This is a genomic window from Armatimonadota bacterium (assembly GCA_020354555.1).
Lineage (GTDB): Bacteria > Armatimonadota > Hebobacteria.
On the sequence record CP070648.1, the window covers coordinates 3,963,940 to 3,978,654 of the forward strand.

The following is a 14,715-nucleotide window of genomic DNA, read 5'->3' on the forward strand; positions in this document are numbered from 1 at the left end:
CGCCCACAGCCACGGGATGATCTCGGCGGAGCGCACGTTGGCGATCTTCAGGCCGAGCGGGAACGGCATGCCCATGACGAGCCCGATTGGGAGCAAAAGCCCGGCTGCGACGGCGACCCGCGCCGCCGGCTCGAGCCCGATCAGGCGCGCGAGCAGCGCCGGCAGCGGCAGGATGTAGAACAACAGCAGGACGACGAGAAGGCCCGCAGCCGCCGCGGCGGCGCGGGCGGCATGCTCCGGCGCCCAGCGGGCGGTGAGCGAAGCGCCAATGCCGCCGAAGACGAGCAAGGAGAACAGAATCACGGACAGCGCGTAGATCGGGTGCCCGAGGAAGAGTATGAACCGCTGAATGAGCGGAATCTCGACCAGCATGAACCCCAGGCCGAGGCACGAGAAGTAGATGAGCAGCGCCGCCGCGGTCGGCGGCGTGTGCCCGAGCCTGCCCGCGAACGACATCGGGGCGATGATGAAGAGCACGACCAGCACCGCGACGACGACGAGCAACTGCGCGAGCAGGGCGATGGGGCCGGTCTCGCCGAAGCGGCCGAAGAGATGCGCGATGCTGAAGAAATCGCGCAGCCGCACCGTGCTGAAGAAGAACGGGCAGTCGTCGGTGGGCGCCGAGAGGTCCTCGTCCATGGAGTGGAGCAGGCGCTCCAGATCGGCGGTTTCGATCAGGGCGGCGATCTCGTCGTCTCCGCGCACGCCGGGCGCATAGGGAATCAGGAAGCGCAGGCGCCGCGCGGCATCGGTGACGGCGCGCACTTGATCGGCGGTGAGCGGTTCGCGACTCGCGACCACGGTGGCGACGGCGTTGGGGTCATCGGACGCCGCGACGACGATCACGCGCGCGCTCGCCGCCCCGGCGCCGCTGGATTCAAGCGCCTGGCGGGTGAGCACCACAAGGCGCGGCAGCTCGTGACGCCAGCGCGAGAAAGTCATGATGCCGTTGGGCGCGAGATGCGCGAGATACGACTGGAAGGCCTGAAGCGTGTAGAGGTTGCTCTCCGTCAGCACGAGGGCGCCGGACGCGCTGGCGGCGAAGGTGTCAACCAGCGACGCCTGAATCACGGCGTAGCGCTGCTCTGAGCGCCGGACGTAATGCCGCGCGTCGTCAATCACGAGGTCAACGTCGGGGCGGCGGTAGATGTCGCCGGCGTAGGCGGCGAACTTGCCGAGCACCGGCGCGACCACGGCGCGATTCACCTCCACCGCGGTGACCGGGTGATTGCCGAACACGAGCGACGCGAGCGCGTCGCGGCCGCCGCCGGAGCCGATGATGAGCGACGGCCCGCGTGGGGCGCCGTAGTAGCCGACGGCGGTCACGTCGTAGCGCAAGTAGTCGGCATGGGTGAGATTCCCGTCGAACGGCGCGATCGGGCTGCCCACGAAGCCGTCTATCGTGATCACGTATTCCCGGTCGGCCGGCGCGGGGCCGTCATACGCCTCGCTGAGCCCCCAGCCGCTGGGGCGGGCGGGGTTGAGCAGCCCGCGGACGTCCACGCGCGAGATGGCGTTCCATTGCTTCCACAGCAGGGGCGGCTGGCGCTGGCCCTTGACGTAGCGCACCTGGAGCACGTCGGCTTGCAGGTTGAGCGCGAGGAGCGCAGCCGCCAGAACGAGCGCGACGGATGCGAGCGGCCGGTCGGCACGGGCGCCGCCGGACGCTGAGAACGCGATGCCGGCGCCGCAGGCGAGGACGCCGACGGCGAGCATCGCATCGGGCGCCGGCAGGATACTGAGCAGCGGGATCACAGCCACACACCCGAGTCCCGCGCCGATCAGATCGGCGGCGTAGACTCGGCTGACCTGCTCCGTGAAGTGGCGCAGCGCCAGCGCGACGCACATGCCGGAAAACAGGAACGGCAGCGCGCAGGCAAGGTAGATCGCCAACAGGTTGGGCAGCGCGCGCCACCCGCGGCTGAAATCGAGGTTGAGGGAGAGAAGCACCGCCGTCGCGAGGAAGACACTGAGCGCCAGCAGCAGCGCCAGCCGCGGCAGCATGCGACCGGCCTCAATGCTCACGACGCGTCGGCTCAAGACATGGACGAATACGCCGCTGAGGCTGATGCCGAACAGGGCGATAGAAATCGAAAGAAAGGCGAAGTGGTAGTGAGCCAACACCGAGAACAGGCGCACCAGCACCAGTTCGATGGTCAGCGCGCAGAGGCTTACGAGCAGAATGCCGGCCAGCAGCGGCCAGCCGGCAGGCGGGCTTCGGTCGTGAGTGGGCGACGCGGCCCGCGGCTTCGCGCCTGAGGGGTGCGGAGTCCGGGACATTGTGGAGTAGTTTGCCGCGGCGGCTGGCGAGTCCTGCTCGAGCTTGGTCGGGCGGTCGCGACATGCACGGACTCGCCCGTCGGCGGCGCGACGTGAACGCGGCAAGCAGCGATGTTCATTCCGCACCGGCTGCCCGCAATCACTTGGTCGGAAGCGCGTCGTGCTCCCGCGTCAAGGCCGCCAACGCTTCGGGATCGACAAGCGGGTCGTTCGTTTCCTCGCGCCATTGCTCGAGCTGCCGGCGCAGGCGGTTCTCAACTGCGGCGTGCTCCGGCCTGCCGGCGAGGTTATGGAATTCGTTGGGGTCGTTATCGAGGTCGTAGAGTTCCACCGCGGACGGATGATGATAGGTGTCGTACACGCCGCGCATCATCGTGCCGTCCAGGTCCGGGTCGCGGGACGCCGCCCACGCGGCGCAGCCGTCAACGCCGAGCACGGGGTTGGGCCGGTCCGGCAGCAGGTTGAGAATGAGCTTGTGCCGCGCGTCGCGGATCGAGCGCCGGGGATAGAAGTTTCGCGGGCCGTGGGACGTGTACTCGGCGCACAGCGACTCGCGCCAGGGCACGTCCTTGCCCCGGAGCAGCGGCACGAGCGAGCGCCCGGCGATGGGCGCCGGCAATTCGATCCCCGCGCCATCCAGCACGGTGGGCAGGATATCCACGGTCGAAACGAGCGCACCGCTTGCGAGGCCCGCTTTCGCGCGGCCCGGCCAGCGGACGATCAGCGGGATGTGCAGCCCGGCCTCATAGCAGGTCGTCTTGGCGCGCGTGAAGGGTGGGCCGTGGTCGCCGAGGACGATGACGATCGTGTTCTCGCCGTGGCCCGCTTGCGCTAGCCGGTCGAGCAGCATCCCGACGCCGACATCGAACCGCGCCGCGCAGTTGTAGTAGCCCGCGACCTCCTCGCGAATCTGCGGCGTGTCGAGCCCGAGAAACGGGAACGGTTTGATGCCGTCAGAGGCGAACGGCTGCTGCGGAACCCCCTTCACTTGGTGCGCGAGCGGGCGGTGAGGGTCGAAGTAGTTCGCCATCAGGAAAAACGGGCCGGCGGATTGGCTCATGAAATCGCCGGCGCGCTCGGCGACGAGTCGGACGTCGCGCGTGTCGGCGACCTTGAGGCCGCCCTTCCAGTCAAACGGGAAGGCGCTGTCCGGCGCAACGTGAATCTTGCCGATGACGCCGGTGCGATAGCCCGCCTGCTCGAGCAGAGCGGGCAGCGTGCGCATGCCCTCGCGCATCGAGTAGCCGAGATGGGCGAGGCCGATCTGCCCGTTCTGGTGCGGGTAGAGGCCGGTGAAGATGCTGCTCCGCGACGGGCTGCACGAGGCATGCGTGACAAACGCGCGCTCGAAGCGCACCCCCTCGGCGGCGAGCCGGTCGAGGTTCGACGTGCGCGCAATCGAGTCACCATAGCAGCCGAGGTACGGGCCGAGGTCATCGGCGGTGATGAGCAGGATGTTGGGCCGCGGCGCGGATGCGGCGGCGAAGACGCGCTGGGATGTCAGCCCGGCGAGGCCGAGCAGCGCCGAGCGGCAGAATGTCCGGCGCGTGATCGGGGCAACGCGGCGTGCCCCGCCTTCTTCATCGAGCGGTCTGTGTTGGCCGGCCATGCGTCTGCCCTCCCGCGGCACGGCGTTCGCTCAGCGCAACGTGACCTCGATGATCTCGCCTTCGCGCACGGTGATTCCGGAAGCCAGTGAGACGGTGATCCGGCTGTCCTCAACGCTGAGCGAGGCCGGCACAGCAGCTCCGGCGGCCGTCACGGTGACCCGGACGGGACGCCGGTTCCGCGGCGCTGCGAAGATCATCGTCCTGACGCGCAGTTGGCCGCGGCGCATCTCGATCCGCTCGGTCTGCTGCCGGCGCGTCCTCTTCTGCGCGAACAGTCCCCAGCCCTCGGCGGCGGTGAAGAAGGAAACGTGATCCTCGGGCCGCCACTTTGGCTCGAACCCGATGACGCCCGCCGGCCCGTCATAGATGAACCCCTGGCAGGCGAGCAGCATGGACCACACGCTCATCGCGCGCGCATAGAACTTGCCGCACTCATCGTCGCCGAACGGGTTGCCGCTGTAGCCCCACGCCGCGCTGTCGGGCCCGGTGAGGCCCGTGCGCAGACGGCCGTCGTAGCGATCGGCGACCGCGCGCACAATCATGAATCCTTGGTTCAGCAAGTCGGACTGCATCATGGCCGCGGCGGCGGAATACTCGAATCCGGTCATGACTTCGTCGGCGTAGAACATCGTCTGCTGCGGGTCCGGGCGCCCGCCTGCGGGCCAGGTGATCATTTGCAGGCCGGCGTCGGAGTCGTCCACGAACTTGCGCGGCGCCTGCGCGATGCCGACGAAGTGCGGGCGGAAGTTGTGCTTGACGAGCGAGCGCAGCGCGGTGCGGACGCGCGCGGGCGGATAGAGCCACCCGAGGTCGAGCTGATGCGCCCACCACTGTCCCAACACCTGGTCTATGTGGCAGCCCGTCATGTAGTCCTTGCGCGGCTCCGCATCCGGAATCTGGATATAGTAGTCGCCGTTGAACAGCGTCTCATCCTGCCTGGCCGAGCCCGACTCGCGGATGCGTCGGTAGCGCGCCGCGGTGTCCGGCTCCTCCTGCAGCGCCGCCATCTTCTCAGCGGCGGCGAGGGCGGCGAGGTAGAGCGTGCCGAGCCACGACGAACTGCCGCCCAGAGCTTCGTCCAACGTGTTCCACTGCGCACCCGCGAGCACCCCGTCCTCGTCCGCGTCCCAGGTGGCGATCGTGTAGTCCATCGCCAGTTTGACCTTCGGCCAGTGGCGGCCGAGCCACCTGCGGTCCGGGCCGACGAGATGCTCGCGGTACGCGCCGAGGATGATGCCGCACTGTCCGTCGAACGCGGGGCCGAAGTTGGGTGCCTGGCGGTGCGGGATGCCGCCGTCCGGGGTCTGGAAGCGCAGCTCCTGCTCGCGCATGATGCGGCCGATCTCCGGGAACAGGCGCGCGTGCGCTTGCGCATAATGCCAGACGTGCGAGCAGTTGCCGAGGCAGCAACCCCCGGACGGGACGCAGCCTTCCCAGCCGCCGAAGTAACCGTCCTTGGTCCAGAAGCAGGTCTGGCTGCGCAGGATCGCGACCTGCGAACCGATGCGATCGAGCAGCCAGCGCGGCAGGTTCGAGGAGTAGAGCGTGTCGTGATACAGGCGCGTGAGCTGCGTCAGTTCCGGCAGGCGCGATGCCACCTCACGCGCGACATCCAGGGCGCCGCCCCACCAATTCGCGTACATGTTGCCGCGGCCGCCCCATTTCCGATTGCCGTGCGCCGCGTTGGGGAAATGCCAGGCCAGGACAAATGTCACGGTTCGCTTCTCGCCGGGCTTGAGCTTGAAGGGGACCGCAAGCGCCGCGTCCGTTGTTGCCCCGGGCGGGGACGGCCCGGCCTTCTTCGGGCCGTGGAGTTCGCCGTCATTGGCAAAGGCGGCGGCGAGCGCGTCGAGCTCGCGCCATGCGGCGGTCGCCGTCGCGGCTTCGCCGATGGCCGCGAGCGCCATGTCGCCGGACCCCGGCGCGTCGTCCTTCATGTCCGCGGACATGTGCAGGACAGTCGCGCCCTTGACGCGCGCGATCCGATTCATGTTCCCGCCGTAATCCCCGTGCGACCGGCCGTCAATCGCGCCCTTTCCCGTGAAGCCGACGGCGTTTTGCTGCGTCGCGAGGAAGCTCACCTCCGCCGTCTCGTCGCCGCGGTTCTCGGCGCTCAGGTTGTAGATCGCGCACGGGATGGCGGAATCACGGGCATTGAGGGGTATCAGCGGATTGAACGTCTCCAGACTCACGGAAACGGGCAGCTGCGGGTCTTTGAAGTCGTACCAGCCGAAGGGATACTCGCCGCGAAAGCTGAGGCTCTTCATCGCCGCGAACGGCCCCACCGGCGCGGTCTGCAGCGCGCGCACCATTGCCGGCGCTCCCGGCGATTTCGCACGCACCGCGAAGAAGCTGTGCGGGACCGATGCCTGCTCGTGGTTGTTGAAGATCTGCCACACCGTGCGCACCCCGCGGCCGTCCATCTGAATGCAGCCGCTGCCGATCCCGCCGACCGGCAGGCTGATCCCCGTGAGCTGCTCCCCGCGATAGACGCGCTGCCGCCCGCGCGAGAACAGATAGTCGTCCGACGAGAGCTGCCGCCTGTGTTTCGCGGCTTCTGCCTTGCGGCGCGCGGCGAGGGCGCGCTCCCGCTCGATTCGCGCCCGCTCGCGCTGCGCGAAAGTCCTTCTCAGCATCGCAGTTGCCTCGAGATCAATCCGGCCCGTCGCGGTGAAGTCGTCGAACGTCACGTGCCCCCAGCCGCCCGTGCGCCTGTCAACGATGCTGACGAACATCTTCACGCCGACGAATTCGTGGGCGTCCCAGACCACGCGGCGCATCAGTTCCGCCGACCTGCCGCTGGCTTTGAGAACTTCGGTACCATCCTCGGTGCACAGCGCGACGTAGGTATCGGGGTGCGCGCCGCCGCCGACGAGAAAGGAAATCGTGGGCTCGGTGAGGACGAACACGGGCGACTCGATCACGCCGATCATGGTGTCGTTGAACCCGCCGTCGGCCAGCTCCACCGTGCTCAGGAAGTACCTGCCCTGGTGGTTGAGTTTGACCTCGGGCGTGTTGCGGCACATCTCGCGGTCGCAGATGAGCCGGTCGAACTTCCCGGCGACGACCGCCCAGCCCTGCAAGTCCCCGGTCTCGAAATCGAACCTGACCTCATCGCCCGCCGCTCTCGATGTTGCCAGAAGCACGGGCAGTACCAGGCACACGAGGCCGAGAAAGCAGAATGAATGCGGCATGAGCATCCCCTCCGGGAATGGCCGTTATGTGAGCACGGTATGCGAGAAGCGAGTGTGACGTGCAACCGTGCACCGATCGGATATGCACTTCCACCGAGGCGCCGTCCAGGCCTGCGCGCCTCCGCGTCGCGCGGCGCCGACGGCTAGCCTGCGTTATTCATGCCTGTCGCGGGTCGGTCGTTGCGTGCGCCACAGTCGCTGCTCGCGGATCATTCATGACGCTTGTGCGCCCACCGGAGGCGGGTGAGCCTCAGGCGCAGCCCAGGCGGCCAGTCGGTCCGAAACCTGCGCTCGTCATGAATGATCCGGGCTAGTCCGCGATGTGCTTCGTCGCTTGGGCGAGGTCCATGCCGCGCACGTTGAGCAGGCTTGGGATCTGCGACACGAGCGCCAGCGCGAGTATCCCGAATACCGCAATCAAGTACGTCCGCAGGTAGATGACCGGCTCCAGTGACATGGATTCGGTCTGCGCCGAGGTGATGAGGTACACGTCGAGCCAGCGGCCCAAGGGCACCCCGACCGCCGCGCCCGCGGCGGCCACCGCGAGGTTCTCCACACTCGTGAACCAGGCGATCTGGCGCAGGCCGAAACCGAGCGTGCGCAGCGTCGCCAGCTCGCGCACGCGCTCCAAGACGTTGATGCTGACCGCCGTGAAGACCGCCGCGAAGGCAAGCCCGACGCCGAAGAAGGCGAGGATGCCCATGAACACTCTGTTGAAGCGCATCAGCTCCTGAATCTCGTCGTAGGTCTGCCCGCGATCGTGCACCGCCGCGACCGCCGGGATCCGATCGAGCCGCCGCTTGATCCATTCCAAACGCTCCGGCGCGCCGCGGATGAGCACACCGCTCGCCGCGCCCAGTGGCTTGCCGAGCCGGTCGGCGAAGAGGCGCTGCACGTCGTCCATGCGCATGTACGCCGTCGAGCCGATGGGCTGCGTAATCGCCGGCCCGACGCGCGCCATGCGGACGATCCCGAACTCGCGGCGATTCTGCACGTAGCTCAGCCTGATCCAATCGCCTTCGCGCACGCCGAACTTATTGCGCAGCATCGCGCCCAGCAGCACTTCGCCCGGTTCGGGCACGACGCGCCGCCCGGAGGCATCGGTGAGCCGCCGCAACTGCCCGCCCGGGGGAAGTCCCTCGAGGATCGTCGCGTGGGTCACATCGCCGCGTTCGAGGTCAACCGCGACCCCCAGCGTCGGCTCGACGCGCCACACGCCCGGCCACCCTTCGATCTGAGACACGACGCGCCCCGGCTGTTCGATGGCAAATCCCGCGGACACGTCGTAGCGCTCGATTTCCTGGAAGAAGGTCGCGATGGCGTCTTCCACGCTGTCGAGCAGGGCGAGGGAGAGGACGACCATGGCGACGCCAAGGGCGATGCCGAGGATGGTATAGACCGCGCGGCGTGGTCGTCGCACCAGGTTGCGCACGGGCAGCTTGAGGCTCGGCGGCAGGCCCCGGCCGAGCCAGCGCACGCCGCGCGGCAGGAACCCGGTCATCATCGCCTCCTGAGACATCGCCCGCGCCGGAGGCAGCCGGGCCGCCTTGCGCGCGGGCGACAGCGCGCCGATGAGGCCCGCGCCGGCCGCGATGAGCATGGCAGCGACCGCGAGGTCCGGCCTGCCCTCAAAGAACATGTATGGGATGTTGATGAAGTACACGTACATCCGGGTGACGGACCAGGCGAAGATATATCCCAGGCCTATGCCGAGAACGCCGCCGATGAGGGCCGGCGCCAGGGCGATCCACAGGTAGTGCACGAGCACGGCGCGCTGGCCGAAGCCGCTCGCTCGCAGCACCCCGATCTGCGGCCGCTGCGCCTGCACAATGCGCGCCAGCAGGGTGTAGTTCGTCAGCACCGTCGCGGTGAGGAAGAGCAGCGGAAAGATGATCGCCATCTGGCGGTAGCCCTCGAGGTCGGCCATGAGCAACTTGTTGCTGGGCTGCTCGTCGCGGGTGTCAGGCTTCTCGCCGCCGTAGCGATCGGTGATCGTCCGGATGCGCCGCGCCACCGCCTCCCGCTGCCCCGGCTCCGTAGTGACGCAGATCTCGTTGATCGCCCCCGCCATGTCGAACAGCGTTTCCGCCTGCCGCTCCGGGACGAACATGACGCCGAAGGTGTTGGGCGTCGGCATCAGATACTGCTTGCTCTGAATCGCGTAGATGTACTCGGCGCTCTGCACCAGCCCGACGATGCGGAAGCGGATCTCCTCGCCGCGGATCGTGGGGTAGATGAACTCGCCGACGCGGTAGTTGTGCGCCTTGGCGAAGCTGATTTCGAGCAGCGCCTCGCGGCGGCTCTGCGGCGAGAGATAGCGGCCTTTGACCACGCGCACGCGGTTGATCTCGGGCTGGTGTTCCGCCGGCACCGAGATCATGCGCCCCAGCACCTGGCGCACCGGGCGGTCGCGCAGGGACACCCTCACCTCTTCGACGATGCGGCCCATGGCGACCCGCACGCCGGGCACTCGCCCAACGCGGCGCGCCAGGCGGTCCGGCGCGGCCGCCATGCGCACCCACACGTCGCCGAACGCCAACTCGCGATAGGTGAGCGCGTACGAGCGGCCCAGGTTGCTGTAAGAAACGAGCGATCCCTGGAAGAACGCGATGCCGAGCATGACCGTCGCGGCGACCGCGATGAATTGCCATCGCGAGCGAGTCAGCTCTCTGATGACCTTGGTATTGAGGCGAGACATATTCGGGAAGACGGCGACTGACATTCGGGCGCGTTCGAGGAGCGCGCCTTGCTCGCCGGCGCTACTCTTCGCGCGCGGTTACACGCTGGCCGTCGCGGAGCCCCTCTCCGCCCGCGACGACGACCTGATCGCCTTCGCGCAGCCCGGAGGTGATCTCCGCATCTCGAAACGTCGTGTACCCGACCGCGACCTTCTGACGGCGAACCACGCTGCTCCGCACGACCATGACATAGGTCGTCTCGGCCTCCTCGATGAGGGCATCGGTCGGCGCGAGCAGCACGTCGCGGGCGAGGGTGGTGTCGGCGGAGACGTCAACCTCCATGCCGGGGCGAAGAAGCTCCGTCGGCTCGTCGAGCACGACCTTACTGCGGACGATCTTGGCGCGCACTTGCTCGAGGCCGCGCGGGATGGCCAGGGGAGCGACCTCCACCACGGCGCCGGGGAGCGGCCTGGCCAACGCTTCGGCGGCGACCTCCACCTTCTGGCCCACGTGCACCAGCGACAGATCCTCCTCGTCCACCTCCGCGGCAATCCAGAGGTTGTCTGTGTCCGTGATGAGGAACAGCGGCGTCTGCGGGCTGGCGAGATCGCCGACATCGAGATAGCGTCGCCCGACGCGGCCTGAGATCGGCGCGAGCACATCGGTCTCGGCGAGGGGGCTCGACGCGACAGCGACCGCCGCGCGGGCCTGCTCGACGCGGGCCTCGGCTGCGGTGAGACTCCGTTCGAGCACGGTGACCTGCCCCGCGGCCGCGCGCGCCTCTCGCTCCGTCGCTTGAGCGGCGCTCAGTTCGGCCTCGGCGGCGGCGATCTGCTCGGGGCGCGCGCCTTCCTGGAGCAGCGCCAACTCTTGGCGCGCCGCGCGCAGCGCGGCTTGCGCACCTGCCAGCCGCGCCTGCGCCGCATCGAGGTTTGCGCGGGAGACCGCGCCTTTGGCGAAGAGATCTCTCATGCGCTCGTAGTCCGCAGCTGCGAGTTTCGCCTCCGCCTCGGCGGCGGCGACCGCCTGGCGCGCGCTCTCGATTTCCTGCGTGCGAGATCCGGCGCGCAGATCCTGCAGGCGCGCGCGGGCCGCCAGCTCCGCGGCCTGGGCGCGCTGGATGCGGGCGCGGCTTGCCGCGCGCTCCTGGGCGAGCGCCGCATGTGCGCCGGCGACTTCGGCCTCTGCCATGCGCAGCGCCGCCTCGCGCTCGCGCAGCATCGCGCGCTGCTCGTTCGCGTCGAGGCGGGCCAGGAGCTGCCCGCGTGTCACGGTAGCCCCTTCGTCCGCGAGCAGCGTCTCGATCCTGCCGACGATCTTCGGCGCGACGGCCGCCTGCATCGCCTCCACTACTCCCGTGGCCGCCAGCGTGTCAACCAGATCGGCGCGGCGAGCCGCGACCACGGTAACGGTCGGCGGCGCAAGGGCTCGCCATAGGATGACGGCGACGAGCACCATTGCCACGACGACCCCGATGACCAAGCGAAGTCTTCTTTTCATTCCTTTGCCTGCCGGCGCATGCGAGCCGCCCGCAATGTGGGCGAACTGCTTTCGCAGGGGGGAATGGTCACCCGATGCATGTTACCCGATTGCGGGGTGTTTCGGCGCGGTAATTGGTTCGTCCTCTTACTGGGATGCCGTGTCGTGCGACGCAGAACGACCACGAGAGACACGGCGGCGCAGACTGCGAATCCGCGCGGAGAGCGACAGGATGCAATCCCGCGTACGGCGCGCAGGCCTGCCTGCGCCGGACGAGCCTGTCGCACCATCGCGCAGGCCTAATCCTCGCGCGCCAGCTCCGGCCACTCGTCCGCCGGGCGGCCGATGTGCCGCCGGAAGTCTCGCAGTTGGCGGTCGAACTGGTGGCTTTCCAGGTCATCGGCGGTGACGCCGAGCCAATTCTCCCACCAGCGATTCGCGGCATTCGCGCCCCGCGCGCGCCCGACATGATACGCGAGCATGGCTACGATGACGGCGATCACATACCCGCCGTAGGTCAGGATATCGCCGAGCCCTTGCTGCATTACGGCCTCCCCGCCCGCGTGATCTCCAGCACCGCCGCGCCGCTGATCTCGTCGCGTTTGAGGCGGCGCAGCGCTTCGTTGGCCTGCTCCAGGGGAAACGGCTGGGTATGCGTGCGCAAGGGTATCTCCGCCGCGAGCCGCATCAGCGCCTCGCCGTCCTCGCGCGTATTGGCAGTCACGCTGCGCAGGTTGCGCTCGCGGAACAGGTGCCGGTCGTAATCGAGCGGGGGAATCTGAGTCATGTATATCCCGGCGACGGCGAGCGTGCCGCCTTTGTCGAGCGCGTCGAGGATCGGCGGCACGAGTTCTCCGGCGGGCGCGAAGCATATCGCGCTGTGCAGCTTGTGCGGCGGGACCGCGCCGGACGCGCCGACCCACGTCGCGCCCATCTCTCGCGCCAGCGCGCGGTGGCGCTCCTCGCGGCTGACGACGTACACCTCGCAGCCCCAGTGCAGCGCGATCTGGATGACGATGTGCGCGGAGGCGCCGAAGCCGTAGAGGCCGAGCCGCTGGCCCGGCTTCACCTCGCTGCGGCGCAGGGCGCGATACCCGATAATCCCCGCGCACAGCAGCGGCGCGAGGGTCGCCGCCGGGAGTTCCTCGGGCAGCGCATACGCGAAATCCTCGTGCGCTAGAGTGTACTCGGCGTACCCGCCATCTTCGTCATAGCCCGTAAACCGAGGCTCATCACAGAGGTTCTCGTCGCCGCGCCGGCAGTACGCGCACGTGCCGTCGGTCTGATGCAGCCACGCCGCGCCGACGCGGTCGCCAGGCTTGAAGCGCGTCGCCCCATGCCCGAGCGCCTCCACGCGCCCCACGATTTCGTGGCCTGGAATGATGGGCTGTTTGTGCGGCGGCAGCTCGCCTTCGACGACATGCAGGTCGGTGCGGCAGACCCCGCAGACTTCCACGCGAACGAGGATCTCCTTCGCGCGCGGCTCCGGCGTCGGGATGTCGCGCAGCGCCAGCGGCGTGGTCGCGATATCGCCGGGCTGATCCAGAATCATCGCCTTCATTACTGCACCTCGGGGATGGAGCGCGCGCCGCGGTGCCTTGTGCCGGGCGTCCTGGCGTTGGGACTCCCGCGACGTGCGGCGAGAGATGCCTGTCAGCTTGCTGTGGTCTGCTGCGCCTGAGCCCGGACTACATAGGTCCCCGCGATCTTATCGTGCCACGCCTGCTTGTCGGGGTCGAACGCGATCCACAGGTATCCCAGGCACAGGACGAACGCCGACAGCAGAGAGCCTATCCACCGGATGAAGGCGATGAGGTAATCCACCTTCGTGCCGTCGGTCCTGATGACCCTGATGCTGAGGGCCATCATGCCCACCGTCTGGCCGTAGGCGCCGATGAGCAGCACGGAGTACGCTATTCCCGCCAGTATGCTGATGGCGCCGGCGGTCCGCGGCGCGCCGAGGACGGCGAGCACAGCGCCGATTACGACGCTGCCGACCGCACCGATGATCCCATCAATGAAGGAGGCGAGGAAGCGGGTCCAGAAGCCGACTTTCTCGGCGGGCACGACGAAGGTCTGCGGCGCGCCTAGGGGCGGCGCGGGCTGCGGCGGCATTTGAGCCCCGGGAGATTGGGCTTGGGTCGGCTGTCCCTGGGGCTGCTCGCCTTGCTCCGCGATCCGCGCGCACTTCGGGCATTCCTTGTCGAAGGGCTGAAGCTGATACCCGCACGTCGGACATACCTTGTCAGCCATGTCTGGCCTCCTTTTCCTGGAGAGGTGCCGGTACTGGTGTCAGCGTGCGGAGGCTCGGGCCACCGCATCCGCAAGATCCCTAGCGTCTGTGCCTTTCCGCCGATGCTTACCTTAACCGCCGGGCGAGGGAATCCTCCCGGGATGGCTTGCAGGGAAACCCGATGCGGATCGCTCCGCAGCGCTTGGACGGACTTTCTGCCCTACCTCTTCGCGCGGTAGATATGCACCGCGAGGCCCGTGAATGTGTCGTGAAATGAACCGCCTGTGACCGCCACCGTGCGGTCCTCGCCGAGGACCTCGATGTCGCCGTCGGGGAGCGCCACGCCGCGGAATGCCACACCAGCGGGGTCTATGCTCGAATTGGCAGCGAGGATGTAGCGGTAGCCCCCGGCATCGCGCACGGACACTTCAACACCGACATCTATCGAGAAGCCCAGCTCGTCGTACGCCAACTCCAGCTCGACCGGCGCTTCGTCCGCCACGAGGACATCGTGCAGATCCGCCAGCTCGCGGATGGTGCGCACGATCCCGCGCCAGCAATCACTCCCCTCATCGAGCGTGTGCGTCCCCCAGTAGATGATGCCGTTGCAGCGGTGAATCACCGACTGCCACGCCATGTAGCGCGTCATCTCGTATGTCGGATAGACCACCGAGGACTTGATCTTCGTCTCCGCGTCGAGGTCCGCCCACGCGAAGCCCTGCAGCACCATCCACACCGGCCGGTCCGGCCCCGCGACCGCGCGCATCTTGTCCACGTACTCGCCGACGCACGACGGCGTCTGGTTGCGCAGGTCCCCGTGGCGGCCGTCGGCGATCAGGCCGTAGATGTGCAGGATATCCGGCGGCACGATGGGGTAGATGTCCACCGACACCGCGTCGGTGCAGGCGTTGTATTTCCGCAGCGTTTCGACCGTATTGCGCGGAGCGTGGTTCAGGGTGACCGGATGGTTGGGATCGAGTTCCTTGATCAACCGGTAGCCGAGGGCAAGGCCATCCGGCAGCGCGCGAGCCGCGCCGGGGTCCTTCCACGTCCACGCGGGCTCGTCCATGCTCTCGTACATCAGCAGCGCGGGGTGATCCTTCGCGCCGGCGACGACCTCGCGAATGCGTCCCTCGCGGGCCTCGCGGTCGGCGGACAGATCGAGGCTCCCGCCGAGCGGAATCCAGCAGTACACGCCGGCCCGCGCGGCGGCGTAGAGCTGGGCGACATCGAAGCCGGCC

9 protein-coding genes are annotated in these 14,715 nt (G+C 68.3%); all 9 read right to left on the reverse strand.

What is annotated here, in order from left to right; all coding sequences use genetic code 11:
• A partial coding sequence (locus JSV65_16215; protein ID UCH34077.1) for a hypothetical protein occupies positions 1-2,280 on the reverse strand: 2,280 nt, incomplete at its 3' end.
• Positions 2,281-2,419: 139 nt separating this feature from the next.
• Positions 2,420-3,889: a sulfatase gene (locus JSV65_16220; GenBank protein ID UCH34078.1), complete on the reverse strand. Its 1,470-nt coding sequence runs from the start codon at positions 3,887-3,889 to the stop codon at positions 2,420-2,422.
• A gap of 30 nt (positions 3,890-3,919) precedes the next feature.
• Entirely contained in the window at positions 3,920-7,084 is a 3,165-nt protein-coding gene (locus JSV65_16225) for a glucosylceramidase (GenBank protein ID UCH34079.1), read from the reverse strand.
• A gap of 310 nt (positions 7,085-7,394) precedes the next feature.
• On the reverse strand, positions 7,395-9,806 hold the full coding sequence (locus JSV65_16230) for an FtsX-like permease family protein (GenBank protein UCH34080.1): 2,412 nt from the start codon (positions 9,804-9,806) through the stop codon (positions 7,395-7,397).
• Positions 9,807-9,843: 37 nt separating this feature from the next.
• Entirely contained in the window at positions 9,844-11,262 is a 1,419-nt protein-coding gene (locus tag JSV65_16235) for an efflux RND transporter periplasmic adaptor subunit (GenBank protein ID UCH34081.1), read from the reverse strand.
• A 278-nt stretch (positions 11,263-11,540) separates the two neighbouring features.
• A complete protein-coding gene (locus JSV65_16240) occupies positions 11,541-11,786 on the reverse strand; it encodes a hypothetical protein (protein UCH34082.1) in 246 nt (81 codons plus the stop codon).
• On the reverse strand, positions 11,786-12,802 hold the full coding sequence (locus JSV65_16245; GenBank protein UCH34083.1) for a zinc-dependent alcohol dehydrogenase family protein: 1,017 nt from the start codon (positions 12,800-12,802) through the stop codon (positions 11,786-11,788). Before JSV65_16245 ends, JSV65_16240 begins: the two co-directional genes overlap by 1 nt.
• 92 nt (positions 12,803-12,894) lie before the next feature.
• A complete protein-coding gene (locus JSV65_16250; protein UCH36815.1) occupies positions 12,895-13,356 on the reverse strand; it encodes an RDD family protein in 462 nt (153 codons plus the stop codon).
• A gap of 338 nt (positions 13,357-13,694) precedes the next feature.
• The coding region (locus JSV65_16255) for a hypothetical protein (GenBank protein ID UCH34084.1) at positions 13,695-14,715 on the reverse strand (1,021 nt) is incomplete at its 5' end.

What these genes read in the sequence shown, in the direction of transcription:
- JSV65_16220 (UCH34078.1), bottom strand. Translation starts at nt 3,889, where the DNA reads ATGGCCGGCCAACACAGACCGCTCGATGAAGAAGGCGGGGCACGCCGC.
- JSV65_16225 (UCH34079.1), bottom strand. Translation starts at nt 7,084, where the DNA reads ATGCCGCATTCATTCTGCTTTCTCGGCCTCGTGTGCCTGGTACTGCCC.
- JSV65_16230 (UCH34080.1), bottom strand. Translation starts at nt 9,806, where the DNA reads ATGTCAGTCGCCGTCTTCCCGAATATGTCTCGCCTCAATACCAAGGTC.
- JSV65_16235 (UCH34081.1), bottom strand. Translation starts at nt 11,262, where the DNA reads ATGAAAAGAAGACTTCGCTTGGTCATCGGGGTCGTCGTGGCAATGGTG.
- JSV65_16240 (UCH34082.1), bottom strand. Translation starts at nt 11,786, where the DNA reads ATGCAGCAAGGGCTCGGCGATATCCTGACCTACGGCGGGTATGTGATC.
- JSV65_16245 (UCH34083.1), bottom strand. Translation starts at nt 12,802, where the DNA reads ATGAAGGCGATGATTCTGGATCAGCCCGGCGATATCGCGACCACGCCG.
- JSV65_16250 (UCH36815.1), bottom strand. Translation starts at nt 13,356, where the DNA reads ATGCCGCCGCAGCCCGCGCCGCCCCTAGGCGCGCCGCAGACCTTCGTC.